Source organism: Corynebacterium sp. KPL2850, assembly GCF_040225855.1.
In the GTDB taxonomy this organism is placed as follows: Bacteria; Actinomycetota; Actinomycetes; order Mycobacteriales; family Mycobacteriaceae; genus Corynebacterium.
The window spans coordinates 66,175-90,257 of record NZ_JBEHFV010000005.1; the positions used below are offsets into that span (position 1 = coordinate 66,175).

The following is a 24,083-nucleotide window of genomic DNA, read 5'->3' on the forward strand; positions in this document are numbered from 1 at the left end:
GTGACCTACAACATAAATTCGGTGTATACATCTACAAAATCACCTATTTTGCACTTGGTGCAAGTTTGCACCGAGTGTAAAGTTGCATCCTGTGCAAGAAGAACTATCACTACGCGAGCAGAAACGCCTAGAAACGCGGCTACGCATTGAGGATGCCGCCACCGAATTGGTGGATAAGCATTCCTTTGGCGAGGTCACTATTGAAGAGATCTGCGAACTAGCCGGTATTTCTCGGCGCACGTTTTTTAATTATTTCGATTCGAAGGAATCCGCCGTGCTTGGGGCGCCAAGCGCTGACTTCACCGCCGAAATGCGGGAGTATTTCCTCCATGAGTCCACCAGCAGCATCATGGAATTAGTCCTTAACCTGGTGGAACAGCACATGGAGGGTCATCACGTTAATCCCACGATTCGGGAGAGACGCAAGCGCATTGCTAATGACCCAGAGGCGGCGGCCGCCTCCATTAGCCGCAAGCGGGCGAAATCCATCGAGCTTATTGGGCTCATTGAGGAGCGCCTAACCCAAGAACCGGAACTGCGCATCCTCGAGGGGCACTCCGCGGCAACGGAGGCCATGGTCATCGCCGGTGCAGTCCGCGAGGCCCTCTGGCTTTCCATCGCCGCCCCCGATAGCGATTGCAGCGACGCCCTGAGGTCGCGTCTGAATGATTCACTGACTTTGATTAATGATTTTATGAAAGGAATCCGATGGTAGATACAGCCGAAAAGGCTCCTGCGCAGGGCCAGTCGCGGGCGGATAACCTGGGGCTCATTTTCTCTGCGCTGGTGCTCACCATGTTGATGAGCTCGCTGGGCCAGATGATTTTCTCTTCCGCTTTGCCAACTATTGTTGGTGAGCTTGGCGGCGTTGACCACATGAGCTGGGTCATCTCCGCATTCCTTGTCACCATGACCATCGCCATGCCGATTTCTGGCAAGCTGGGTGACATGCTGGGCCGCAAATGGCTCTATATTGGCGGCATCGCCGTCTTCGTCGTAGGCTCCGCCGTCGGCGGTTTCGCCGATTCCATGACGGTCCTCATCATCGCCCGCGCTGTGCAAGGCTTCGGCGCTGGGTTCATGATGATTTCCTCGCAGTCCATCATCGCCGAGGTCACCTCCTCCCGCGAGCGCGGCAAGTTCATGGGCATCATGGGCGGCGTCTTCGGCCTGTCCTCCGTCCTCGGCCCCGTCTTGGGTGGCTGGTTTACTGATGGCCCCGGCTGGCGATGGGGCATGTGGATGAATATCCCGCTCGGCCTGCTGGCCATGGTGGTCTGCATCTTGGTGCTCAACCTGCGCGTGGGCCAGGCTGATATGAAGCGCTTTGACTGGCTCGGCGCCACCTTCATCGCCATTACCACCGCTTCCCTAATCCTCATGACCACCTGGGGCGGCACCGAGTACGACTGGGATTCCTCCATGATCCTCACCCTCGGCGCCATCACCCTCGTCGGCGCCATCATTACCACCATCGTGGAATTGCGCGCTGCCGAACCGCTTATCCCGGTTCGCCTCTTCAAGAACCGCAACATGGCCCTGACCACCCTATCCGGCGTCATTTTGGGTCTGGCCATGTTCGGTGTGCTGGGCTATATGCCCACCTACCTGCAAATGGTCCACACCCTATCACCCACCAAAGCTGGCCTGATGATGATTCCGATGATGGTTGGCCTTATCGGCACCTCCACCGGTGTCGGCTTCATCATCGCCCGCACCGGCCGCTACAAGATCTACCCCCTCATCGGCCTCGCCATTACCGCCGGTGCACTCTTCTGGATGTCCCGCCTGTCGGTAGATACCTCGCTCACGCAGCTCGGATTCGAGTTCCTCGCTTTCGGCATCGGCCTGGGCATGGTCATGCAGGTGCTGGTCCTCATCGTCCAGAACTCCTTCCCGCTCTCCCAGGTGGGCACCGCTACCGCGGCGAATAACTTTTTCCGCCAGATCGGCTCTGCCCTGGGCGCTTCCCTGGTCGGTTCCATGTTCATCAATAACATGCAGGATGAGATGGCCAACCGCCTGCCGCAGGCCATCCAACAGCTGGGACCTGAGGGCGCAGCCTATGCCGAGAAGTTTGGCAATAGCGACGGCAATGCCAATAGCCTGACCCCGGATTTGGTGTCTTCCCTGCCAGAGCCGCTCGAGCAGGCAGTATTAAATTCCTATAATGACGGCCTCACCCCGGTCATCGCACTGATGGTCCCGCTCGTCATCGTCGCCCTCTTGGTCCTGCTTCCCCTGCGCGAAGAGCGCCTGAAGGAAACGATCAATTAATGTCGCTCAATCCTGCAGAAACCGCCGCCACAAGTAGGGAGCTGCATGCTCTGCGCGATAGCCTGCCGCTTGCCGATGCCCCCATCGAGTCCGCGCTCGGCTACCCACCCGGCGGCCTCGCGGAGGTGCTCGATTTCGAGGCAAGCCCCATCGAGGTATGGCGCACCCGCGATTACCTCGTGGCCTTAGCCGAGCGCGAAGGCATTGACGTGCCACCCTTTAGCCACTTGCGCGATTCCATGCGCCCACAGGCACAGATGTGGTTTGGGCGCTGGGAGGTACCCGCAGTCTAAGGCCGCGTATCTCACCAAGCTTTACCTACGCACACTGCGTGGTAGAAAACAACGAAAGGCCGTAGCGACCGGGATGATTAATTCTCCCCGGCATCGCTACGGCCTTCGTGGTTAAATGGCACAGCGCCTTTAGAGGTGCTTTTCCTCCGGCTTGGGAAGCAGGAGCTCGTAGACATCGGTATCGCGCCACTGACCGGCCAACTCGCCATAGGTCATCTTGGCCATGTGTGAGTAGGTGCCGACCTTTTCAAACCCGCGAGACTTGTGCAGGCCCGCAGAACCTTCATTTTCTGGGAAGATCCAGGAGTGGATGGCCCACTTGTGCAGGTCCTTGCACACTTCAATGAGGCAATCGAGCAAGGCCCCTGCAATGCCACGGCCTTGGGCATCAGATCCCAAGTAAATGGAATCCTCTACCACCCCGTGGAAGACGGTACGCGAGGAAATCGGGGCGGCCGAAACCCACCCCAATACCTTAGAATCGTCGTCTGCCTCAACGGCTACGTGCACCGAGGCCATGATCTTGGAGCTCGTAAACTCCTCGTAGGTCAAGGATCGGGTTTCATAGGTGGCATGGCCGGTTTGTAGGCCCTGCTCGTAGATGTCCCGCATCTGCGGGTAATCGGCCGACGTGAAAGGCCGAATACGGAAATCCTTTTTCTTATCGTCCGCGGACGTCTGCTTGGCGTTCTCGCTCATAGGCACCATTATTACTGGTCTTGGCTGATTCTTGCTATAAAGATTTCATTAAATTCGCTGTCTGCGAAACGCATTCATCCAGCCCTCGCTTAGTCGTTGCCTTCTAATAGATCAGTTACGAGTTCCGCAATGGCGGAGCGCTCCGAACGCTTAAGGGTAATGTGCGAGAAGAGCTCGTGGCCCTTGAGCTTTTCGATGACCGCCTGCACCCCATCGTGGCGGCCCACCCGCAGATTATCGCGCTGTGCGACGTCGTGGGTAAGCACGACTCGCGAGCCTTCTCCCAAGCGCGAGAGCACGGTGAGCAAAACATTGCGCTCCAGCGACTGCGCCTCGTCCACGATGACGAAGGCATCGTGCAAGGAGCGGCCACGGATATGGGTCAGCGGCAAGACCTCTATAAGCCCGCGTTCGTGGATCTCTTCCAGGACGTTGTCAGAGACCAACCCTTCCAAGGTGTCATAGACCGCTTGGGCCCACGGGTTCATCTTCTCTGATTCAGAGCCCGGCAAGTACCCCAGCGATTGCCCGCCTACGGCGTACATCGGCCGAAATACCACAATGCGGCGGTGTTCCCCGCGCTCTAAGACGGCCTCCAAGCCGGCGCACAATGCCAGCGCTGATTTACCGGTACCAGCCCTACCGCCGATGGACACGATGCCAACCTCCGGATCCAGGAGCAGGTCCAGGGCGATGCGCTGTTCCGCCGAACGCCCCTGCACGCCGAAGGCGTTTCGGTCGCCGCGCACCAAACGCACCGCCCCGTCCGGCATGATGCGCCCCAGGGCAGATTGCGCGCCGGCAACCAAGGTGATACCGCAGTGCACCGGCAACTCTTCAACCGGGGTGTCATCGTCCGTGACAGCCCCGTCTAGCAGCACTTCCCCATCGCTGTAGAGAGCATCGATGACATCCGTGGTGGTATAGGCGGTGGCCATGCCGGAGTACCCGGTCAAAATGACGTCCTGGGCGTGATATTCATCGGCCTGCACGCCCACGGCGCCGGCCTTAACGCGTAGCGGCACGTCCTTGGTAACAAGGACCGTGTCCTTGCCTTCGTGCGCCAGGTTCAAGGCGCAGGCCAAGATGCGGTGATCCCCTTCCGGCCCGCGGAATGCGGCCGGCAAGAGCGACTGATCTTGGTGGTTGAGCTCTACCCGCAAAGTACCGCCGGCCACATTTACCGGAACGGGTTGGTCGAGCGCCTCGTAGGTAGCGCGCAGCTCTTCCAAAAAGCGAAGAGCTTGGCGGGCGAACCAGCCAAGCTCCGGGTGATGACGTTTTCCTTCCAATTCAGAGATAACCACAACGGGAAGGACGACCTCGTGTTCGGCGAATTTTCGCAGCGCCCACGGGTCAGATAATAAGACCGAGGTATCAAGCACATAGGTCTTGGTAGCGACGTCATTATCGGTGGTGCCTAGTGGAGTAGAAAGTACAGAGGGGCGAGTCATGATGGCAGGAATCTTCCTTTGTGAAACGGTAGAAAGCTGTTCTTCCTTGTCTGCCCTCTAGAGCCGCTAGTGCTGCGATCTCTTAGGGGCTGCCACCCAACCTAAGCACCCAAGGTTGAAATCACATGGGTGGAAGATGAACTTTAAGAAAACGACAAATCCCTGCGGGAAACCCGCAGGGATCGTGGCGAGAGGTAATCGACGCGCCGCGTGGGCAGGGCGCCGACTTTTAACTTTTAGGCGTTGATATCAGCCGCGAAGGTGCCGTCTTCACCCTCAGTCCAAGAGATGGTGCCGTTGCTAAACTCTTGGGTCCAGCCGTTCGCCTCGGTTGCGTCAGCCTCTGGCTTGGTAGGCAGGCCAACGGAAGAGTCGAGGCCACCCTCGTTTACCCAGGTTTCAGCAATCTTGCCGATGACTGGCTGTGCACCAGTCTCCTCAGAGTAGACCAAGTGCTTGCCACCCTCGAAGGTAGCCAGGGTGCCCTTATCGGAGGACTCTACGCTCTGCACGTCACCCCACTCGGCCTGCTTTTCCTCGATGGCGGCTGCAAGGTCAGCGGGAACTTCTTCCTCGCCGCCCGCAGTTGTAATGGTCTTAGTATCGCCCTCTGCAGCGGCGGAACCAGCGGCGTCGGTGGCCTCGGATGCGGCAGAGCCGGCAGCATCCGAGGCGTCTGCGGCTACGGAGCCAGCGCTATCCTTAGCGTCATCGGCGGCGTCCTCTGCGTCCGAGCATGCAACGAGAGCAACGGAAAGGGTTGCGGCCGCGAAGCCACCTGCAATACGACGAGTCATCTTGCGCATTTCTGGATCTACCTTTCGATTTTCAGCTGAAAAATTAGTTCGTTGTAGGTTTAAGCCGCCATTGTGGCGAGCGAAGCCAACGGTATACGCGATCTGCACGGTCCTGCCACTGTGTGCAACGAAACTAGCACGGATTCTCCTTCACATCATCGCCGTTTGCGCTGCTTAGGGCGCTTCTTTTGCTTTTGTAACGGATTGTTAACAATCCTGCGGGACTGTTTGGCTTTAGCTTTTTCACGGGCTGTGCGCTTCGGTTTTTCTTGCCTGGAGGAGCGAGCGGTGCGGCCCTTAGCGATGCCCACAAAATCCTGGATAGCCTCGCTATCCTCCGCCTTCCGCCAAACCAAGGCGATTTCCGTCACCGGCACGCCGCTATCCTTGAGCGCGAGCGGGACCACCTGTTTCTTGCTGAGGATTTTTATAAGCGGCAGCGGTGCGATGGCGATGCCCACATTGGCCGCGACCACCTGCAGGGCCTCGCGCACGGCGGCGATATCGACCTCGCCGGCATCGGTGAGGCGGTAGTTGAGGTGCTCATCGGAGACATCGGTAAGCGCCAGTGCCTCACCCACCCCCGCATAGACTGAGTCTTTTGGAACCGCGATGCCGGGGGCCTCCTCATAGAGGCGCACCACGTGAAAGGAGTCATCCACCCGAGGGTCCGGCAGGCGCGTTAGCGCCAGATCCACGTGACCTGCGAGCAATTCCGCCAAGCTGTCATCCGCATCGACGGTGAATAAACCGCCATGCGCAGTATTGTCCTGAAATCTCTGAAACCATTTTCCAGGTTCCGTACCGGTCACAAAGGCTAAGCGCAGCATGGAGCACAGTCTACTGAAAGTGCTACGGTTAAACCGTGAGTGAACAACATAACCAACAGCAACCGTCCGGTACCGCAATGCGCGCGCAGACCGCCGCTAAGAAGCTAAATATCTATCTGCCCGCCGCGCCTGAAGAATTCCAAAATAGCGCGGTAAGCCACGAGGAACTGCGCGAGCTGCAGCACAATCCCCCGCAGTGGCTGCAAACGCTGCGCCGTGAAGGCCCCCACCCCCGGCAGGAAGTTGCCCACAAGCTGGGCATTTCCGTCACCGCACTAAAGAAGAATGACATGGATAAGCCGCTGACCACCGCGGAAATCAGCGAGCTATTGGAAAAGCAGCCTGAGTGGCTGCAGCAAGCCCGCGCCACGCTGGCGCAGGCTCGCGGCCACGACGTCCACAAGGACGCCGCAGAGGATTCCTCAGAGGATAAGGACTAAACCAGCTTCCAGTCCTCGAGGCCTTCATACAGCGGGTAGTGCTCGGCGATCTTATCGACGCGCCGGAGAAGTGCCTCGACATCGGCGTTTTTGCCCTGTGCCAAGGCGGTACCGATAACATCTGCAACCTCGGTGAAGGCATCCGCATCGAGGCCACGGGTGGCCAGGGCGGAGGTGCCGATGCGCAGGCCCGAGGTGACCATCGGCGGGCGAGGGTCGTTCGGGACCGCATTGCGGTTAACGGTGATTCCTACCTGGTGCAAGAGGTCTTCTGCCTGCTGACCATCGAGCTGCGAATTGCGCAGATCGACCAAGACGAGGTGGACGTCGGTGCCGCCGGACACAACGTCCACGCCAGCTGCCTGCGTATCTTCCGCCAAGAGGCGATCGGCTAGAATGCGGGCGCCCTCAAGGGTGCGCTCCTGACGCTCCTTGAATTCCTCGCTGGCCGCAATCTTCATGGAAATAGCCTTTGCCGCCACCGCGTGCATCAGCGGTCCACCCTGCTGACCCGGGAAGACATTGGAGTTCAGCTTCTTTGCGTATTCCTGCTTGGCCAAGATCATGCCAGAGCGCGGACCGCCCAAGGTCTTGTGCACGGTGGTGGAGACGATATCGGCGTGCTCTACTGGGTTCGGGTGCAAGCCTGCGGCAACCAGACCCGCAAAGTGCGCCATATCAACCCACAGGTAAGCGCCCACCTCATCGGCAATCTCGCGGAAGGCCGCGAAATCCAGGGTGCGCGGGTAAGCGGACCAACCGCCGATGATGACCTTTGGCTTCTCTTTTAGCGCCTGCTCGCGCAGCTTATCCATGTCCACGCGCATGGTCTCTGGGTCCACGCCATAAGCCGCGACATCGTAAAGCTTGCCGGAAAAGTTCAACTTCATGCCGTGGGTCAGGTGTCCACCATGTGCCAGGGACAGGCCGAGGATCTTATCGCCCGGCTCCGCGATGCTGGACAGGACTGCGGCATTAGCCTGCGCGCCGGAGTGTGGCTGCACGTTAGCAAATTCCGCGTTGAAGAGCGCCTTCGCGCGGTCGCGGGCGAGATCTTCAACAACATCGACGTGCTCACAGCCGCCGTAGTAACGACGCCCCGGGTAGCCCTCGGCGTACTTATTGGTCAGGACAGAACCCTGTGCCTGCAGGACGGCGCGCGGCACGAAGTTTTCAGACGCGATCATTTCCAGGGTTTCGCGCTGGCGGGAAATTTCTCCCTGGATAGCACCGAAAACATCTGGGTCAAGATCGCGCAGGTCAGTATTAAAAGAAGCCATATAAGACTAGTCCTCTTCTCGGTAGGAAGCAGTATGAACTATTACATATCATAACCTTTCGGCTACCTTACAGGGGGCAAATTTTTCATTCCCTTATCGCCGCGTGCGACAATTAAGTTATGGCGCGCAACCTGGATTCAAGCCCCTACCTCGACTTTGACCGTGAAACCTGGCGTGAACTCCGTAAATCCATGCCGCAGGTGTTGACAGAAAACGAGCTAGAAGAGCTACGCGGCATCGGCGACCGCATTGATTTGGACGAGGTGGCAGACGTCTATCTCCCCCTCTCCCGTCTTATCCACATGCAGGTTACCGCTCGGCAACAACTCACCGCCGCCACCGAGGCCTTCTTGGGCAACCCACCCACGCACGTGCCCTTCGTCATCGGCGTGGGCGGTTCCGTGGCCGTGGGTAAATCCACCACCGCCCGCCTCCTCCAAGTGCTCCTACAGCGATGGGACTCTCACCCGAAGGTGGACCTAGTGACCACGGACGGGTTTCTCTTTCCCACCCAAACGCTTAAAGACCGCGGACTGATGAAGCGCAAGGGTTTCCCCGAATCCTATGACCGCCGTGCACTTATGCGCTTTGTTACCGACGTCAAATCCGGAAAACCCTTGGTCAAAGCGCCGCTGTATTCGCATATCACCTATGACATCGTCAAAGATCGCTATCAAGAGGTCAATCAGCCGGATATCTTGATTTTGGAAGGCCTCAACGTCCTCCAGACCAGCCCCACCTTAACCATCGCGGATCTATTTGATTTCTCCGTCTACGTCGACGCCCGCACGGACGATATTGAACAGTGGTACATCGACCGCTTCCTCACGCTGCGCCACACCGAATTCCGCCGGCCCAATGCCCACTTCGCTGCTTATGCCGATATGAACGATGAGCAGGCGCGCGCCCAGGCCCGCGAGATTTGGCAATCCATTAACCTGCCAAACTTAGTGGAAAATATCCTACCCACCCGCGTGCGTGCATCGCTGGTATTGAAGAAGGGATCGCATCACCTGGTTGAACAGGTCCGCATGCGAAAAATCTAGCCGCTACTTACCAAAGCGGCGCGAACGCTGCGAATAATCACGCAGCGCGCGCAGGAAATCTACCTTCCGGAACGCCGGCCAATAGGTATCGGTGAACCAGATTTCTGAATAGGCTGCTTGCCACAGCAGGAATCCGGAAAGCCGCTGCTCGCCGGAGGTGCGAATCACCAAGTCCGGGTCCGGCAGGCCCTTGGTATATAGGTGTTCCGTGATTGAGTCTGCGGTGACTCGGTCCGCCATCTCGGCCGCGCTGGTGCCCTTTTCGGCCTCGCTGCGCACCAGCTTCTGAACGGCATCGACGATTTCTTGGCGCCCACCGTAGCCCACGGCCACATTGACGATAACCCCTTGGTTATCCTTGGTTTCCTCAGCGGCGTCAACCATGCGCTGTGTTACCGGCGCGGGCAACAACCCTAAGTTACCCACAAGACGCACCTGGCAATCCAGATCTCCCTGAGACAGATGCGTGACCACATCAGAGATGATGTCAAAAAGCAGCTGCACTTCCTGCTGGCTGCGCTTCAAGTTCTCCGTGGATAAGAGGTAGATGGTGACTACCTCAATATCGGTATCGCGGCACCACGCGATCATCTCTCCAATTTTCTTCGCCCCCTGGCGGTGGCCGTGGCTGATATCCGTAAACCCGGCTTCCCGCGCCCAGCGGCGGTTGCCGTCAGCCATGATCGCCACGTGCTTCGGCTGCGGTCTGCCCTTGATAAGCCGCACGAGGCGTGCTTCATACAGGGGGTACATCAGCCGCTTGAGAAATGTCACGTTGATTACTCCAGCCGCTTAGAAAATCGACTTCTTGCGGTTATCGTAAAGGCCAGCTTCCTTGAGCGCCGCATCCACTGCTTCTTCGTCGAATGGATCGATTCCGTGGTCTTCAGCGAACATGGTGCGCCGACGGAAGCGCGAATAGCGGCGATGGAAGTTCCAGCCCGCTACCAGCACGGCAACGCCCAAGATGGCCAAGATGAGCAGTCCGATGGGCGAGGCTTTGCCAAACTCGGGCCCCATTGGCCCACCCTCAGCACCTTCTGTGCCTTGCGCAAGGACAGTGACATCGTGCGCAGCCAAGAAAAGGGAGTCATAGACGCTCATGCTTTAAGTCTCCTCGTTCTTTTCAATGCCCGCAAATAAATCATTTTCCGGCAGCGACGTCGATACTCGGGTCTTAGCTAATTCAAACTCTTCTGTAGGCCACAGACGCTGTTGAACCTCCACGGAGGTGGCCAAGAAGGCGCCCGCGGGATCGATCTGCGTGGCGTGCGCCCGCAGCGCATCATCGCGGTTTTGGAAGTAATCGGCGCACTCCACCTGCGTGGTAACGCGAGCCATAATATCGCCAAAAGCCGTGTCCCAGCGCGCCAGCATAGGACCATACGGGCTGGGCTTTCCCTCCTCAAGGAGGAGATCGTGAAACATCTTCATGCGTTGGTACACAAAGCCATGCGAGTAGTACAGCTTCAGCGGCTCCCAAGGCTCGCCCAACTCTGGGTGGTAGTCAGGGTCACCAGCCTTTTCCCACGCGATCATGGAGGCGCGGTGGACCATGAGGTGGTCTGGGTGCGGATAGCCGCCATTTTCGTCATAGGTAATGATGACCTGCGGGCGGAATGAGCGAATAACGCGCACCATTTCCTGGGCCGCTGCATCATCGCCCATCAGGGCAAAGCAGCCTTCCGGCAAGAGGTCTTCCATGCTCTTGCCTTCCTCAGGATCCGGCAGGCCGGAATCTACGTGGCCTAACCACTGGTGTTGGACCCCAAGCGCGCGGGCTGCCTTAGCCATTTCCTCGCGGCGTACCTCAGCCATGTTTTCCTTAACGCCAGGACGGTCCATCGCCGGGTTAATAATGTCACCGCGTTCACCACCGGTGCAGGTCAGCACCATTACATCCGCACCTTCTGCAGCGTAACGGGCCGTAGTCGCGGCACCCTTGGAGGATTCATCGTCCGGGTGTGCGTGGATTGCTAGGAGGCGAAAGTCGCTCACTGAAAATCCATCCCCTTTAAAACTAGCTTTTAGAACAGATCACTATCTTAGTAGATAATGGGAAAATGGTACTCCTCGGTTAAAGTAGTGCTATGACTTCCGCCGGAAATTCTCGCTCCTCCGCGCGCTACGGCTCGCGCGATAAATCACAAAAGAACTCTGGTAGCTGGACCAATAAGGCACTGGTGTTGATTTTCACCGCCATGCTCGTCACCCTTCTCTACTACGGCTTCCAGTATTTTCGGGAAAAAGAATCAGTCAATGCGCAGATCTCTATGGTCACCCAGGAGGTTCTGAGCGATGACACCACGCGCGTCTGGGTCGATGTGAGCCGCAATCACACCGATGAGGATGCCTATTGCATCGTGCAGGCCTACGATTACTCCAAATCCGAGGTGGGCCGCCGCGAATTTGCCGTTCCCGCCGGCGGAAATGAAACACATCGCATTGCCGTCGATGTCCCCACCAATGCCCGCGCCGTCGCCGGTGGCGCCTACGGCTGCTCCGGCAATATCCCGGATTACCTGGATATGAACAACCCCGACTACGCGGAAAGTCGCTAGCTCCATGTGCTAGGATTTGTACAGCCTAGAACTGGGCATTTGCCTGGTTGCATACTTAACTTCGGTCCCGCCACCATCGCGGGGCTTTGACCACTATTCCACAGCACGGAAGGTTTTAGAATGGCTGAGCAGCAAAAGCAGTACATCACCCCAGAAACCAAGGCAAAGCTCGAGACCGAGCTGCAGGAGCTTATCGATCACCGCCCAGAGGTTGCAGCGGAAATCAATGAGCGCCGCGAAGAAGGCGACCTGAAAGAAAACGCCGGCTACGATGCCGCCCGCGAGATGCAGGACCAGGAAGAGGCCCGCATCAAGCAGATTTCTGAGCTGCTGGCTAATTCCACCACCGAGCGTGGCACTATGCAGGAGGGCGTTGCCTACACTGGCAGCGTTGTCCATGTGTACTACAACGGCAACAAGGACGATAAGGAAACCTTCCTCATCGGCACCCGCGCTGCTGCGACCGATAACAAGGACCTGGAGACCTACTCCGAGCAGTCCCCGCTGGGCGCGGCCATCATCGGCGCACAGGAGGGTGAGACCCGCGAGTACTCTGCGCCAAATGGTAAGACCATCTCAGTAACCATCGAGTCGGCCGCCCCGTACGATTCCGCCAAGGCTGCCACCCCGCGCGAGTCCTAATTTCCTCCATCTACCCCACTACCGCCTTCACTACTCTGGAGAAAGAGCACATCCCCATGAAGAAATTCTCCCGTTTCGCTACCGCTGGATTAGTATTTGCCGCCGGCCTTTCCTTGGCCGCATGCCACCCGCCGAATCAGCAGGATTCTGAATCCGGCAAGATCGATAATGCATCGACCTTTACCGGCGAAGCACCGGCGCAGAAGAATGCCGAGACGTCCTCGTCTGCTGCCACCACCGAGACCGAAGTGGATCCGGAGGGCCTGCAAAACGGGGTCGAGGAACCTGAGCAGCAGCCAAACGCCACCGCGACGCAACTGCCGCAATAAAAGAAGTGGGCTGAAGGATTATTTCCTTCAGCCCTTTTTCTTTCCACAATTCACTGCCTAGGATTCACGCGCCCAATTGCCGATGACCCCAGGCACGACCGCCGGTGGCTCTCCCAACAGATCCCGTCTATTCGGATCGCGCTCTACTTGAGTCGTTACCGCCTTCACCCGGTTCTTGTCATTACCCTGGCTGCGGGTTCCCATCATTGGTGCAAAGGCTCGCATGCCTGCGGCTGGCCTCGTGGCACTGGATTTAGCACTGGTGCTATTGCCGATGCCTCCCCCGCGCACCACGGCTTCACGTACAGCGCCCCTTTCTAGGTGTCCCCGGCTACCGTTACCACCGCTGCTATTGCCAGCAGCTTCACCTGCCGCGCGAGGAAGCGCACCTCCGACACCACGGGCACCGACACCCTCACCGACACCGCCGCGCATTCCTACTCCGCCGCGCGCAGCGGTTCCGCCAGCGCCCAATCCAGGAGCGGAATTTACGAGTGCGCCCAAATTTCCGCCTACTCCGGAACCAAACCTTCCGCCCGTGCCCAAAGCCCCATTACCGAGCCCGGCCCGTGGATTGAATCCGCCGCCGCGGAGCGCGCCAGGATTTCCGCTTCCAGCTCGCCCACCTAAGGTAGGAGCACCCGCGGCACTTGCAATTCCAGTTCCGGTACCTGCCCCGGCTCCAGCGCCCAAACCCGTGGCACCAGGCCCAACGCCAGACATTGACATAGGGCCTAACTGGCTATGCGGTACCGTCGCCCCCGGAAGTGAGGCTCCACTGGTGGCTACATCGCGACCACTAATATCTATTCCATCGCCGACACCTAGTTGGGAAAGCGCCTTTCGTCCGTCTGCATGCAATTGCTCCTGGAACGCGGCGGTTTCCTCCGGAGTCATGCCGACTGATTCCAAATCGTGGACCGTGCCATTTGCCACGTCAAAGTTTCCCGGCCCCACATCGCCGCGGGCAATAGCTTCTTGAATCGCGCGCGGCCACACAACATTGTCGGTATTATATTTCTGGCCATCGCCATCCACACCGGACAAACCGGCATCAACGCCGCCTCCTCCGGAGGCCGGCGACTGTTCCATCAGCGCATGCTGATTAGGCATTGCGTCAATGGCAAACCTTTGAAGATCCGGCTGGAGCTTTGCCAACGCGGCAGTCTCTGCGATTTTTCGCTCGGCCGGGTCGGGGATTGTCATAATATTCATCGCCATCGCCATAGCCGAAGGCTGAATCATCATCAACCTTGAGTGGAAACCAGTAAGTTTTTCTCCCATTGCTGCAGCATTGGCCACAAAGTGTTTCCCCGAGGCTGCTACCTCCCGAATCTTTGCAGCCGCCCGCGACGTCGTTTCGCTGTCATTCTCGCTCTCCAAAGATCCCGCGGCTTCTTCAAGCCCACTAACGATCTCTCGAACCTCGGACCCTAACGATGCCCATCGCGAATTAGCTTCAGAAACACTCCAAATCTGCGTAGACATCAAGTCCGTAGCCAGCTTAGTAATCGACGTGCCGACGTTTACAACAGGCGGAGTGAACATAAACGGGCTATAGCCCGGCTCCGGCTGATCCATAATCGGCATTGATTCAACGCCAATCTCGCCACCCGCGTCAGCGATATCCATCGCCCTACTATTTGCAGATTCTTGGGCTTCAAAGCCTCGGGCTTCACGAGCAAGAGCCTGCGACAACCATTCAACTTGCGAGGCGTAGTCTAGGAGCGTCCCCTTAGCCGAACCTGGGTCGGTAGTAAGTGCCCTCTCGTGCACGCCCCCTACGTGGTCAATGCCCGACACATTTGAAAACCCAGAATTTAGTGGGCTATTTACTCGGTCTTTTAGCGACTGAGCTCGTCGGTACAGCTCGGATATTGTACTGGTATTTCGCTGTAGATTTTTGACGCTAACAAGCATGTTTCCCCCAAAACACGACTATTTTTTGAGATTGGTAATTATTTCAGCAGCCAATTGACATCTTTTCAGTTGGCTTGATTTTGGTGTGACATCATTTATGCCGATTATTATCGTCCCACGGCTGGTTGAAAGGTATCCATTGCACTGGGATTCTTTAAAGAGTTCAGAGTTAAATAGGTGGATGCCTTCACTATCCGCAGTTTCATCTTTTTGTCGAAGCTCTTCATTTAGTCCTAGCTCTTCAAATGAAGTTGAATCGCTAGCTGCGGAAACTAAAACGTTTTCCGAAAAATTCCTCCCGTTCGATGCAATGTTGCAAAAATAGTGTCCAGATTCTTTTCGATAATCAAGTATCTTCGGCTCTAAACCAATTTCTTCCAATCTCTCCAAAGCAATCTCCGTACACGGGTCGAATAGCTCGAAATCCGGATCAGCTGGATCAAATTCTCCCGGCGGCGGTAGTACCCCGGAATCCCCATCTGCCGTGGCGCCGGTCTCCCCCCGAGGACCGGCGCCAGCCCCCGTGTCCTCGTCTTCGGAGCGTTCCGAATCCCCCAGATTATCTTCCACGTCATCCCCCTGGTTCCCGTTGGCATCACCCGCGCCATCGGCCGAACTAGTGCCATCAGCTTCTGCCGACATCGCGGCATCTTCTGATGCGCTCCTCGAGCCGACTTCCGCAGCGCAGCCACTCAGTGCGACCGAACTGATTACCAGCGCTGCTACGGTTGCCTGACGTTTCACAACAATCCTTCGGTTACCCCTTTTAGACGAGCTGGAACGAGAAGAAAATAGAGGAGAGAACTCTCTACCTTCCGGTTTCCCGTTCCCGCCACATAGCATGCATGAATCGTGCAAAAATTTCTTGTCGAGCCCGCAAATTAGCCACTATTTAACTATTTCATCTATCTCATACACCACATTTATAACTCTCTAAATGGTGAAATTTGCTGCTCATTAGCTGTCTTAATCCTAAATGCGCTCTCCTACGCGCTTAGAGGCTAAAGCACGACTTAATACCCCTGAATTACCCCAATAATTACAAGCCCGTAAGTCAAATGCGGACATAAAAATGGCCCGCACTAAAGTGCGGGCCGAAAGCACGGGAAAGGCTTAGTTGCGCTGAACGTAGCTCAACAGGCGAAGAATCTCGGTGTAAAGCCAGACCAAGGTCACGGCCAAGCCGAGGGCTACGCCCCATGCCTGCTTGGCAGGAGCGCCGGCACGGATAAGGCGGTCTGCTTGGTCAAAGTCGGTCAGGAAGGACAGAGCAGCCAAGACGATGCAGACTAGGGAGAAAATGATGGCGAGGGGGCCGCCATCGCGCAGTGGGTTGAAATCGAAGAAGAGGGCACCCAAGAAGTTTGCAAGAGCCATAACCGCGACACCCGCAATGAGGCCGACCAAAATCTTAGTGAACTTTGGGGTGACCTTTACTGCACCAGTCTTGTAGACAATGAGCATGCCAATGAATACACCGATGGTGCCGACGATTGCCTGGCCGATCAGCGCCATGCCATTAGAACCACCGATGGTGCTGTTAGCGAAGACGAAGGAGAATCCACCAACGAAAAGGCCTTCGAATACCGCATAGATGAGGGTCGCAGCCGGGGAACCCCACTTACGACCAAAGGAGGCCACCAGTACGGTGATGAATCCGCCGATGCCGCCGACCAGCATAAGCATCATCGCGGTGCCTGGGTTCATGGTGCCTAGGTAGAAGTTGATAGCAGCGGCCACGATAATAACGCCGAGGGTGATGCCCGTCTTGGTGACGACGTCATCCACGGTCATGGGGCGAGGGGCTTCGCTCGCGTAGCCGGGGTTCTGCTGCTGGCTAGTTTCAGTCAGCGAGGTCATAACCGGATTGCTTGAACGCACGGTTGTCCTTTCTCAGTGATGTACGAATCATCTTTCTCATGTAGATCAACGTCATCACGCCCCACAAAGTTCCTCATTTAGAATAATTTGTTCAAGATTCCAAGAAATTTATTACTGAACAGGTCCCTCCTGTGACTTGTCCCGAATCTTGTTGCTAGGAACTTACTCTCATGTCGGGTGAGCCGCCGGAAAAGTCCTCGGCGTAGGACCAACAGTTTGCAAAAGAGCATCTGCCTACGAGGCAGATCACCATGGTGATCTGCTCTGTTAGGGCGCTACCGCCCCTCATTCCTACTGCTCTTTTCTCGATCCTTCGCCGCCCATCATGCTCGGTCTGGTGCACCGAGGATTTGCTATCCGTAGCTTCGATATAATCTTAGAAGAGGTACCTTCTTCATGAGCTGATCCTCAAGTGCCTAGACAGTCATAATTCGGCCAAGAGTTAAGGAACATCTTGCGATTTACACTCATTTCCACTGCCACAGCAATCATCATGACGCTGGCGGGAGCTAGCGCATTTTTCATCCCTGCATTCATTGCAGTCGGAATTGCCATCGACAGCAACAACCGGAAAAACAGTGCAGCCTAAAATCACTGACGTAGATACAGGCAAAGGGCCGTGAACCGGCGAGGATTGGGCCGCACGCGTCTTTGGCTCGCGGATGTGGTGGGCGAATGGCACGCGACTAGGCCGGGCCCTCCCAGCCAGTTAAAACGCTAGGCTCAGCCATACGAAAAATCTCGAGACACCATAGGAACGATGTCTCGAGACTTCACAGCGTGCCCCCAGTGGGACTCGAACCCACACTGAATCGATTTTAAGTCGACTGCCTCTGCCGATTGGGCTATGGGGGCGAGGCGCAAGGAATAGTGTAGGACACTATTCCTAAAAAGAGTTAATGAGGGGTCGATTCACTAACCAGACCTGCAATGATGCCGTCCAGGATGTCTTTTTCACTGATGAAGAAGCTACGTGCATCGCTGGTGCGCTCGATGAGCTGCATGATTCCCTCAACTGCCACTGCCCCACCGCCGATGACATCGGCGCGGCCGGGGTGAATGACCGGATTGAGGGCGCGCTCCTCCGAAGGAATGCTGACGAGTTGCTTGAGCAGCACCCGCAGGGCGTCGAAACGCAGCTCCGAGCCGTGGATCGCATCGGGGTCATAGCGCTCTAGCCCCTGGGCCAAGGCGGATAGCGTGGTAAATGTGCCTGCACAACCCACAATGGTGCGCGCCTTGGACATGGGGACGATCTTTTCCACCTCGCCCATACGCTCTGCCACGTATTCGGAAGCGATCTCGATTTCTGATTCCGTGGGCGGATCGGTGCGCATGATGCGTTCTGTCAAGCGCACACAGCCCATGTACGCAGAGTGCGAACCTAGAATCTCTTCATCGGCGGTGCCCACGACGAATTCGGTGGAACCGCCGCCCAAGTCAATGACGCAGAAGGGGCCGCGATCCGGCTCCATATCGGCCACCGCGCCGTTAAAGGACAGAAGCGCTTCTTCTTCGCCGGAGATAACCTCCGCCTTGGCGCCGGATTCGATCTGGCCCAGAAGCTCAGCAGTCATGTCGAAAAACTCCTGCTGGTTCTTCGCATCGCGAGTGGCACTGGTGGCCACCATGCGCACACGGGTGACCTTCTCGAACTTCATCTGGCGCACATAGCCCTCCAAGGCTACGCGGGCGCGCTCTAAGGCATCGGGTGCGATTTCACCCGTTGCATCCACGCCTTGGCCCAGGCGAATGATTTCCATGGTGCGGGTGATATCGCGCACCTTGCCGTCTTCATCGATCTCAGAAATCAGCAGGCGAATGGAATTGGTACCGCAGTCAATTGCTGCCACGCGAGTCATGTCTTGCTCCTATTCCGCGTTGGAAAAATCGAACTCCGCCAGGTCAATGCCCAACTCTTCTACCGTGGGCCAGTCCTGTGGAATCGCTGTACCGCGCAGCTTACCGTGATCGGCCGCCATGGCCACGGCCTCGGTGCCGAGGCGGAAGTGTTGGGGTCCTTCGGCAAGCGCATAGGCAATGAGCACGTGCAGGCACTTCACTCGCTCCGGCATGCCGCCGCCGGAAAAGTCCGTGCCCAAGTCTTCAATCTCGTTGCGCTTGGCCAAGAAATGCTCGTGGGCCTGGTGATAGTCCGCGGCGAGCTCCTTGTCCTCGGCTAGGCGGGACTCCATCCACTTCATTACGTGGGCGACCTCCAACCGGGAGGCCTCCGCGGTCAATCGGGGATCGGTGAGGTAATACAGCGTGGGAAACGGGGTGCCATCCGGCAGCTTAGGAGAGGTCTTGATCACGGCCGGTTGGCCGTCCGGCGTACGGAAAGATACCTCCAGCACGCCGCGTGGGGTGCGGCCCAATTGCTCGGAGACGATGGCTAAATCTGCATCAGTGACGGTCATGCGAACAATTATCGCATATCGCCGCTTTCCTCAGGCACTGGCTCAATCGGCAGGTGCTGCGACTCGCCCGCTGGGGCCTCTTCTTCTGGCGGCTGCGCCACCGAATCCCACAGCACCTCAAACCATGGGCGCGAATCTTCCTGTGCCTGACTATCGGTAGTGACCTGGTTATCGGGCTGAATATTAGGATCGAGGATGCGGTACGCGGTCTCGCCCTGCTCCACCACGCCGAAGCGCCGCCGGGCTTCCTGCTTGATATAGTCGTCGGATTTATATTTATCGATCTCTTTTAGCAGGGCGTCTTTTTCATCCTGCTTCGCTGCAATCGATTCATTAAGCCGGGCGATTTCGGAGCGGCCGTGGTAGTAATTGCGCAGCGGAACCGCGATGATGACGAGCACCACCAGCACAAAAACAACGATGACGGTCATGCCAACGATGCTCATGCGATCGGGCTTGCGGTTCTTCTTTTCCTGCGCCCGCTGGGATTTGCGGATATCCGCAGCACGCGAGGCCACCGGAACCCTAGTGCGGCTCCGGCGGCGCTCCGTCTTCTTCTCACGTGCCATAGGATTACTATCCTAGCGCCGCCACACCAGTAACAAGGGCGTGGCACGCGCGGAAATTCACCAACTTTCTCGGGCGATCTCATCGCCCGAGAACATGCGCTGCCCAATGGGCCCTCCGCGGACTCCCTGCGCAGAACTAGGGACACAAAGAGGAAGTCCCCGCCGCACCTTTGTGGGGTGCGGCGGGGACCGAATTTCCTAGCGGCGTCTAGCTTCTAGACTAGACCGCTAGGCCTTAAGCATTGAAGCGTGGGAAGGCGGAGCGGCCGGCGTAAACGGCGGCATCGCCAAGCTCCTGCTCAATGCGCAGCAGCTGGTTGTACTTAGCCACGCGCTCGGAACGGGCCGGGGCACCGGTCTTGATCTGGCCGCAGTTAAGGGCAACAGCCAAGTCCGCAATGGTGGTGTCCTCGGTCTCGCCGGAGCGGTGGGACATCATGGTGCGGTAACCATTGCGGTGCGCAAGCTCTACCGCATCGAAGGTCTCGGTCAAGGTACCAATCTGGTTGACCTTTACCAGCAGCGCGTTGGCTGCCTTCTTGTCGATGCCCTCCTGCAGGCGAGCCGGGTTGGTGACGAAGAAGTCATCGCCGACGATCTGGACCTTATCGCCAATGGCGGCGGTCAGGGTGGTGTAACCTTCCCAGTCGTCTTCCTGCAGCGGGTCCTCGATGGAAACGATGGGGTACTCGTTGATGAGTTCCTCGTAGACCTTGGACATCTCCTCAGCGGTGTGCTCGCCGCCTTCGAAGTGGTACTTGCCGTCCTCGTAGAACTCGGAGGAAGCAACGTCAAGGGCCAAGGCAACGTCCTTGCCCGGCTCGAAACCGGCCTTCTTGATGGCCTCAACAATGACGTCGAGCGCAGCGCGGGTGGAATCGACGGAAGGAGCAAAGCCGCCCTCATCGCCCAAGCCGGTGGACAAGCCCTTGTCCTTCAGGACGGCCTTCAGGGAGTGGTACACGCCAGCACCGATGCTGAGAGCCTCGGTGAAGGTCTCTGCGCCGATGGGAGCAATCATGAACTCCTGCACGTCCACGCCAGAGTCAGCGTGGGAACCGCCGTTCAGGATGTTCATCATGGGAACGGGAAGAACGTGAGCGTTGGGGCCGCCGATGTAGCGGTACAGCGGCAGCGCGGCGGACTCGGCGGCGGCCTTAGCGGTAGCGATGGAGACACCGAGGATGGCATTGGCGCCGAGGCGGGACTTGTTGTCCGTGCCGTCCAGCTTGATGAGCGCCTGGTCAATGAGGCGCTGATCATCGGCTTCGAGTCCAGCGATCTCATCGCCGATTTCCTCGTTGATGTTCTCTACGGCCTTCTGCACGCCCTTGCCCAGGTAGCGGTCGCCGCCGTCGCGCAGCTCGTGTGCCTCGTGCACACCGGTAGATGCGCCGGAGGGAACGCCGGCAACGCCGTGGGCGCCGTCGTCCAAGAAGACCTCGGCCTCTACGGTCGGGTTACCGCGGGAATCCAGAATCTCGCGTCCAAATGCGTGGATGATACCAGCCATGCTGTAACTCACTCCTTATAGATGATGTTCGTCGCTGAGCCACTTAGTTCAGTTACAGGCCCAATTGTTCCAGAAAACCGCCACGCGTGAGGCTAGCGAGCCGATTGCGGTACCGAGTAGGCATTGGCCGCGTGGGCTACCTTGTCCAGATATTCCCTGGACTGGTTGTAATTTAAGATGGCCTCTTCCCACTGATCCGGGTCACTGAGATCCCTATCACCAAAGCACAAGAGGTTCGCCGCTCCCAGGGCGGCATCGTCAATCTGGTTCGGATCAGCCTTGCCATCGCCATTGGCATCGCCGCCGGCGGACTCCCACGAGGTAGGGATGAACTGCAATGGACCTACCGCGCGGTCAAATTCCGTATCGCCGTCGATTTCGCCGTTATCGGTATCCGGGGTGTGCGCGGTGTTATTCGAACCATCCAGGGTGATGCCGACGATCGGCGGCTGCGGGTAGCCGTTGTCATCCAACTTGGAGGACTTAAACCAATTGCCGTTATAGGTACCGTGTCGAGTTTCTACAAAGCCCAAGCCCGCCAGGGTATTCCACCGCAGATTGCACCCCGGGTACTGCTGCCGGGCAATAAGCTCCGCATTGCCATAGGCGCGCAGCGCCTGCGGCGGGATATCGGTAGCCTCCGCCAGATCCGATGCCCAGTGCGTTAGCTTATCGGCCGTGCGCCCCGGCGCGTTGACATCGATATTCGCCACCTCTTTTCCGCCTACGGGCGGGGTGGCATCCGGGACCGAAGAATCATCGGACGAATTAGTCACAATTAGCCCCATCACCAGCGCAATGATGATCACTACAGCTAGCCCGCAGCCTCCGATTGTTCGCAGCAGCCTGTTCATGAGTAGCCATCCTACTAAGTGAATTTCACCCCGCCGGATAACTACACGCGCCCGCCGCGCGTAAAAGTCGCTGAGCCTTTAGTCCCGCTTTTACTCTCGCGATTTCCCCTCCGCCCAGAGGCGGTTTTGTTCTTCTACACCTACTAATTCCGCCGTGCCGTCAAAGAGGTACGGCGCGCGGGAGCGCATCTTGCGCACGAAGCTGGCGGCGACATCGTCTAGCGAGAAAGTGGAAATCTCGGCGTGAAAAAGCACCTGCAGGAAGATATCCCCTAGCTCTTTGAGCAAATCCTCCTCGGGCGCGCGCTGGCGCACGGCCGCCGCAAATTCCCCTGCCTCCTCTTCTAAGTACGGCAGGAGGGATTCATGGGTCTGCTCGCGTTCCCATTCACCGATGCGGCGGGCCGTCGCCATAGCGCTGCGCGCCTGCATCACGGGATCCTCGAGCGACTCGGCCCTAATGACCTGCTCCCCGGTGGCAATGCGCGCCTGGGTTTCTGGATCGTGTTCATCGGTGGTGACCAAGGTGCCGGTGGCATCATCGCCGCTTAAGAGATCCGAAAAATTCCACCGCACTGGTACCGGTACTTCCCCGGTGAACTGAACGGGTCCATATAACCTGCCATAGGCGCGCATGGGGATCATGGTGGGCCAGCGTTCATCGAGCAACAGGACTGTCATAGCTACAAAGTCTATCCCGTGTGTTTTCTCAAGTTCCCTTTAACGGGGCAGGCGCGGTACTTTAGGCCAATGACCTCCAGCCAAAATAAGTCCCACTCGGTGTCATTGTGGACGCTTGTCGCGCTGATTATCGGATCCACCGTCGGCGCGGGCATATTTTCGCTACCCCAAAATATTTCCTCCGTGGCAGGCCCAGGTGCCATGCTCATCGGTTGGTTGGTGGCGGGTATCGGCATGCTGTCCGTTGCCTTCGTCTTCCAGATTTTGGCGTACCGAAAACCCCACCTTGATTCCGGCGTCTATTCTTATGTGCGCGCTGGCCTGGGTGATTTCATCGGCTTTACTTCAGGCTGGGGCTACTGGCTGGGCTCGGTGATGGCGCAGGTGGGTTATGCCACGCTGTTTTTCAATACGATTGGGCATTACCTGCCGCTTTTCGATGCCGACCACCAGTGGGCGTCCGCCATCGCCGTCTCCCTTCTATCGTGGGGAATCTTCGCCGTTTTGGCCCGCGGGGTGCAGCAGGCCGCATTCATGAACCTGGTGACGACGATTGCCAAGATCGTGCCCATCCTGGCCTTCATCGTCTTGGTCGCGTTCATCGGCTTTAGCTGGGATAAATTCACCCTGGATTTCTGGGGGCGAAATTCCAATGCCAGCGTCTTTGAGCAGGTCCAAGGCATCATGCTCTTTACTGTCTGGGTCTTTATCGGCGTAGAGGGTGCCTCCGTCTATTCCAAGCAGGCCGCTAAGCGCACCGATGTCGGCCGTGCCACCGTCATTGGCTTCTTCTCCGTGCTGGCACTCTTGGTCTCCGTATCCACCTTGAGCTTTGGTGTGATGAGCAAAGAGGAGCTGGCCGCGCTGCCGGATAACTCCATGGCTTCGGTGCTTACGGAGGTCGTCGGCCCCTGGGGCGGCGCGCTGATTTCCATCGGCCTGTGCCTCTCGGTCCTCGGCGCTTACGTTTCCTGGCAAATGCTGTGTGCTGAGCCCATCGTCATGATGGCCATCGATGGCCTTATCCCCCGCCGCATCGGCACCATCAATGTGGCCGGCGCCCCGTGGGTAGCACAGCTGATTTCCACCTCCGCGATCCAGATCTTCATCGTCGTCTTCTACGTCAACGAGGCGTCTTATGCCGCGATGGTGCAGCTCGCCACCATCATGTACCTCCTACCCTATATCTTCTCTTCGCTGTATCTGTTGCTGCTAGCGATACGCGGCAAGGGCGTGACCCACCCGCACGCCGGAACGCGCTTCGATCTGTCTGGGCCGGATATTCCCAGACGCGAAAACCGGCGCCACTTTGGCATCGCGCTGGTGGCCTTTGTGTACTCGCTGTGGCTCATTTATGCCGCCGACCCGGTTTATATTCTCTTTGGCGCCCTCGCCGTCGTGCCGGGAATTATCCCGTACGTGCTCACCCGCCTATCGCGCCGCGAGAAGCTTTTTAATGGATTTGAGTGGTCAATCGTCATCGTGGTGCTGGTGGCCGCCACCATCGCCGCGGTCGGCCTCGCCCAAGGATCGCTGGAGCTCTAATCACCTGCCCCGCCAGCCGGGCCAGGTCGGTACCCTCACCCCGCCATCGCAA

Annotated in this window: 26 protein-coding genes and 1 tRNA gene; 9 read left to right on the top strand and 18 right to left on the bottom strand. The window is 57.8% G+C overall.

Going from position 1 to position 24,083, the window contains the following annotated elements; all coding sequences use genetic code 11:
* Positions 1–91: 91 nt before the first annotated feature.
* The 3 genes from ABRP93_RS02965 to ABRP93_RS02975 are packed head-to-tail and all read left to right on the top strand — an operon-like array spanning position 92 to position 2,570.
* Entirely contained in the window at positions 92–715 is a 624-nt protein-coding gene (locus ABRP93_RS02965) for a TetR/AcrR family transcriptional regulator (RefSeq protein ID WP_349886835.1), read from the top strand.
* Entirely contained in the window at positions 709–2,277 is a 1,569-nt protein-coding gene (locus tag ABRP93_RS02970; RefSeq protein WP_349886837.1) for an MDR family MFS transporter, read from the top strand. The genes ABRP93_RS02965 and ABRP93_RS02970 overlap by 7 nt, the downstream gene beginning before the upstream one ends.
* On the top strand, positions 2,277–2,570 hold the full coding sequence (locus ABRP93_RS02975; RefSeq protein WP_349852552.1) for a DUF2316 family protein: 294 nt from the start codon (positions 2,277–2,279) through the stop codon (positions 2,568–2,570). The genes ABRP93_RS02970 and ABRP93_RS02975 overlap by 1 nt, the downstream gene beginning before the upstream one ends.
* A gap of 129 nt (positions 2,571–2,699) precedes the next feature.
* Here ABRP93_RS02975 and ABRP93_RS02980 read toward each other — a convergent pair whose 3' ends face one another.
* The 4 genes from ABRP93_RS02980 to ABRP93_RS02995 all read right to left on the bottom strand — a co-directional run bounded on the left by ABRP93_RS02980 (position 2,700) and on the right by ABRP93_RS02995 (position 6,350).
* Positions 2,700–3,278 carry a GNAT family N-acetyltransferase gene (locus ABRP93_RS02980; RefSeq protein WP_023026173.1) on the bottom strand — a complete coding sequence of 193 codons (579 nt, stop codon included), beginning with the start codon at positions 3,276–3,278 and terminating at the stop codon, positions 2,700–2,702.
* An 80-nt stretch (positions 3,279–3,358) separates the two neighbouring features.
* Complete coding sequence (gene phoH2, locus ABRP93_RS02985) at positions 3,359–4,723, bottom strand: RNA 5'-3' helicase PhoH2 (RefSeq protein WP_349862595.1); 1,365 nt, start codon at positions 4,721–4,723, stop codon at positions 3,359–3,361.
* Between the two features lie 236 nt (positions 4,724–4,959).
* Positions 4,960–5,529, bottom strand: coding sequence for an LGFP repeat-containing protein (locus ABRP93_RS02990; RefSeq protein WP_349886838.1), 570 nt, complete (start codon positions 5,527–5,529; stop codon positions 4,960–4,962).
* Positions 5,530–5,675: 146 nt separating this feature from the next.
* Positions 5,676–6,350 (bottom strand): LysR family transcriptional regulator substrate-binding protein, encoded by a 675-nt coding sequence (locus tag ABRP93_RS02995; RefSeq protein WP_349886839.1) that lies wholly within the window; start codon positions 6,348–6,350, stop codon positions 5,676–5,678.
* A gap of 35 nt (positions 6,351–6,385) precedes the next feature.
* On the opposite strand from ABRP93_RS02995, the gene ABRP93_RS03000 reads away from it, so the two are divergent.
* Positions 6,386–6,790: a DUF5997 family protein gene (locus ABRP93_RS03000; protein WP_005282109.1), complete on the top strand. Its 405-nt coding sequence runs from the start codon at positions 6,386–6,388 to the stop codon at positions 6,788–6,790.
* Here the strand turns inward: ABRP93_RS03000 and glyA are convergent.
* Positions 6,787–8,070: a serine hydroxymethyltransferase gene (glyA, locus tag ABRP93_RS03005; protein WP_349886841.1), complete on the bottom strand. Its 1,284-nt coding sequence runs from the start codon at positions 8,068–8,070 to the stop codon at positions 6,787–6,789. The two genes, ABRP93_RS03000 and glyA, sit on opposite strands and share 4 nt — an antisense overlap.
* A 119-nt stretch (positions 8,071–8,189) precedes the next feature.
* On the opposite strand from glyA, the gene coaA reads away from it, so the two are divergent.
* Positions 8,190–9,116: a type I pantothenate kinase gene (coaA, locus tag ABRP93_RS03010; RefSeq protein ID WP_349852542.1), complete on the top strand. Its 927-nt coding sequence runs from the start codon at positions 8,190–8,192 to the stop codon at positions 9,114–9,116.
* Positions 9,117–9,119: 3 nt separating this feature from the next.
* On the opposite strand, the gene ABRP93_RS03015 is transcribed toward coaA, so the two are convergent.
* Genes ABRP93_RS03015 through mca form a run of 3 tightly spaced genes read right to left on the bottom strand, consistent with a single transcriptional unit; the run spans position 9,120 to position 11,114 of the window.
* On the bottom strand, positions 9,120–9,890 hold the full coding sequence (locus ABRP93_RS03015; RefSeq protein WP_284771501.1) for an isoprenyl transferase: 771 nt from the start codon (positions 9,888–9,890) through the stop codon (positions 9,120–9,122).
* A gap of 18 nt (positions 9,891–9,908) precedes the next feature.
* Entirely contained in the window at positions 9,909–10,220 is a 312-nt protein-coding gene (locus ABRP93_RS03020; protein WP_239267964.1) for a hypothetical protein, read from the bottom strand.
* Between the two features lie 3 nt (positions 10,221–10,223).
* Entirely contained in the window at positions 10,224–11,114 is an 891-nt protein-coding gene (mca, locus tag ABRP93_RS03025; protein ID WP_239267966.1) for a mycothiol conjugate amidase Mca, read from the bottom strand.
* A 92-nt stretch (positions 11,115–11,206) separates the two neighbouring features.
* Between mca and ABRP93_RS03030 the strand changes: the two genes are divergently transcribed.
* From ABRP93_RS03030 to ABRP93_RS03040, 3 genes are all read left to right on the top strand, one after another.
* Entirely contained in the window at positions 11,207–11,677 is a 471-nt protein-coding gene (locus ABRP93_RS03030) for a DUF4307 domain-containing protein (RefSeq protein WP_349862589.1), read from the top strand.
* Positions 11,678–11,797: 120 nt separating this feature from the next.
* The gene (greA, locus tag ABRP93_RS03035) at positions 11,798–12,319 is read left to right on the top strand and encodes a transcription elongation factor GreA (protein WP_005280026.1); all 522 of its coding nucleotides are present in this window, start codon (positions 11,798–11,800) and stop codon (positions 12,317–12,319) included.
* A 56-nt stretch (positions 12,320–12,375) separates the two neighbouring features.
* A complete protein-coding gene (locus tag ABRP93_RS03040; protein ID WP_349886842.1) occupies positions 12,376–12,648 on the top strand; it encodes a thiamine biosynthesis protein X in 273 nt (90 codons plus the stop codon).
* Positions 12,649–12,705: 57 nt separating this feature from the next.
* On the opposite strand, the gene ABRP93_RS03045 is transcribed toward ABRP93_RS03040, so the two are convergent.
* From ABRP93_RS03045 to ABRP93_RS03090, 10 genes are all read right to left on the bottom strand, one after another.
* Positions 12,706–14,280: a hypothetical protein gene (locus ABRP93_RS03045; RefSeq protein WP_349886843.1), complete on the bottom strand. Its 1,575-nt coding sequence runs from the start codon at positions 14,278–14,280 to the stop codon at positions 12,706–12,708.
* A gap of 306 nt (positions 14,281–14,586) precedes the next feature.
* Positions 14,587–15,312, bottom strand: a complete 726-nt coding sequence (locus ABRP93_RS03050) for a hypothetical protein (protein ID WP_349886845.1) — start codon at positions 15,310–15,312, stop codon at positions 14,587–14,589.
* Between the two features lie 369 nt (positions 15,313–15,681).
* Positions 15,682–16,449, bottom strand: a complete 768-nt coding sequence (locus ABRP93_RS03055; RefSeq protein WP_349886846.1) for a Bax inhibitor-1/YccA family protein — start codon at positions 16,447–16,449, stop codon at positions 15,682–15,684.
* 781 nt (positions 16,450–17,230) lie between these two features.
* A tRNA-Leu gene (locus ABRP93_RS03060) sits at positions 17,231–17,304 on the bottom strand.
* Positions 17,305–17,345: 41 nt separating this feature from the next.
* Entirely contained in the window at positions 17,346–18,311 is a 966-nt protein-coding gene (locus ABRP93_RS03065) for a Ppx/GppA phosphatase family protein (RefSeq protein ID WP_023026138.1), read from the bottom strand.
* Between the two features lie 9 nt (positions 18,312–18,320).
* The gene (locus ABRP93_RS03070; protein ID WP_023026136.1) at positions 18,321–18,869 is read right to left on the bottom strand and encodes a DUF501 domain-containing protein; all 549 of its coding nucleotides are present in this window, start codon (positions 18,867–18,869) and stop codon (positions 18,321–18,323) included.
* 8 nt (positions 18,870–18,877) lie between these two features.
* The gene (locus ABRP93_RS03075) at positions 18,878–19,438 is read right to left on the bottom strand and encodes a septum formation initiator family protein (RefSeq protein WP_349886848.1); all 561 of its coding nucleotides are present in this window, start codon (positions 19,436–19,438) and stop codon (positions 18,878–18,880) included.
* Between the two features lie 235 nt (positions 19,439–19,673).
* Positions 19,674–20,951, bottom strand: coding sequence for a phosphopyruvate hydratase (eno, locus tag ABRP93_RS03080; protein ID WP_023026132.1), 1,278 nt, complete (start codon positions 20,949–20,951; stop codon positions 19,674–19,676).
* A gap of 92 nt (positions 20,952–21,043) precedes the next feature.
* A complete protein-coding gene (locus ABRP93_RS03085) occupies positions 21,044–21,805 on the bottom strand; it encodes a lytic transglycosylase domain-containing protein (protein WP_349886849.1) in 762 nt (253 codons plus the stop codon).
* Between the two features lie 90 nt (positions 21,806–21,895).
* A complete protein-coding gene (locus ABRP93_RS03090) occupies positions 21,896–22,486 on the bottom strand; it encodes a MazG nucleotide pyrophosphohydrolase domain-containing protein (protein WP_349862577.1) in 591 nt (196 codons plus the stop codon).
* A gap of 69 nt (positions 22,487–22,555) precedes the next feature.
* On the opposite strand from ABRP93_RS03090, the gene ABRP93_RS03095 reads away from it, so the two are divergent.
* Positions 22,556–24,031: an amino acid permease gene (locus ABRP93_RS03095; protein ID WP_349886850.1), complete on the top strand. Its 1,476-nt coding sequence runs from the start codon at positions 22,556–22,558 to the stop codon at positions 24,029–24,031.
* Positions 24,032–24,083: the final 52 nt, after the last annotated feature.

Coding starts and splice junctions, on each gene's coding strand:
- ABRP93_RS02970 (WP_349886837.1), top strand. CDS start 709: ATGGTAGATACAGCCGAAAAGGCTCCTGCGCAGGGCCAGTCGCGGGCG.
- ABRP93_RS03075 (WP_349886848.1), bottom strand. CDS start 19,438: ATGGCACGTGAGAAGAAGACGGAGCGCCGCCGGAGCCGCACTAGGGTT.
- ABRP93_RS03085 (WP_349886849.1), bottom strand. CDS start 21,805: ATGAACAGGCTGCTGCGAACAATCGGAGGCTGCGGGCTAGCTGTAGTG.
- ABRP93_RS03020 (WP_239267964.1), bottom strand. CDS start 10,220: ATGAGCGTCTATGACTCCCTTTTCTTGGCTGCGCACGATGTCACTGTC.
- coaA (WP_349852542.1), top strand. CDS start 8,190: ATGGCGCGCAACCTGGATTCAAGCCCCTACCTCGACTTTGACCGTGAA.
- ABRP93_RS03030 (WP_349862589.1), top strand. CDS start 11,207: ATGACTTCCGCCGGAAATTCTCGCTCCTCCGCGCGCTACGGCTCGCGC.
- ABRP93_RS03095 (WP_349886850.1), top strand. CDS start 22,556: ATGACCTCCAGCCAAAATAAGTCCCACTCGGTGTCATTGTGGACGCTT.
- phoH2 (WP_349862595.1), bottom strand. CDS start 4,723: ATGACTCGCCCCTCTGTACTTTCTACTCCACTAGGCACCACCGATAAT.
- ABRP93_RS03090 (WP_349862577.1), bottom strand. CDS start 22,486: ATGACAGTCCTGTTGCTCGATGAACGCTGGCCCACCATGATCCCCATG.
- eno (WP_023026132.1), bottom strand. CDS start 20,951: ATGGCTGGTATCATCCACGCATTTGGACGCGAGATTCTGGATTCCCGC.
- glyA (WP_349886841.1), bottom strand. CDS start 8,070: ATGGCTTCTTTTAATACTGACCTGCGCGATCTTGACCCAGATGTTTTC.
- ABRP93_RS03040 (WP_349886842.1), top strand. CDS start 12,376: ATGAAGAAATTCTCCCGTTTCGCTACCGCTGGATTAGTATTTGCCGCC.
- ABRP93_RS02975 (WP_349852552.1), top strand. CDS start 2,277: ATGTCGCTCAATCCTGCAGAAACCGCCGCCACAAGTAGGGAGCTGCAT.
- ABRP93_RS03045 (WP_349886843.1), bottom strand. CDS start 14,280: ATGGATATCGCTGACGCGGGTGGCGAGATTGGCGTTGAATCAATGCCG.
- ABRP93_RS03065 (WP_023026138.1), bottom strand. CDS start 18,311: ATGACTCGCGTGGCAGCAATTGACTGCGGTACCAATTCCATTCGCCTG.
- ABRP93_RS02995 (WP_349886839.1), bottom strand. CDS start 6,350: ATGCTGCGCTTAGCCTTTGTGACCGGTACGGAACCTGGAAAATGGTTT.
- greA (WP_005280026.1), top strand. CDS start 11,798: ATGGCTGAGCAGCAAAAGCAGTACATCACCCCAGAAACCAAGGCAAAG.
- ABRP93_RS02980 (WP_023026173.1), bottom strand. CDS start 3,278: ATGGTGCCTATGAGCGAGAACGCCAAGCAGACGTCCGCGGACGATAAG.
- ABRP93_RS02990 (WP_349886838.1), bottom strand. CDS start 5,529: ATGCGCAAGATGACTCGTCGTATTGCAGGTGGCTTCGCGGCCGCAACC.
- ABRP93_RS03070 (WP_023026136.1), bottom strand. CDS start 18,869: ATGACCGTCACTGATGCAGATTTAGCCATCGTCTCCGAGCAATTGGGC.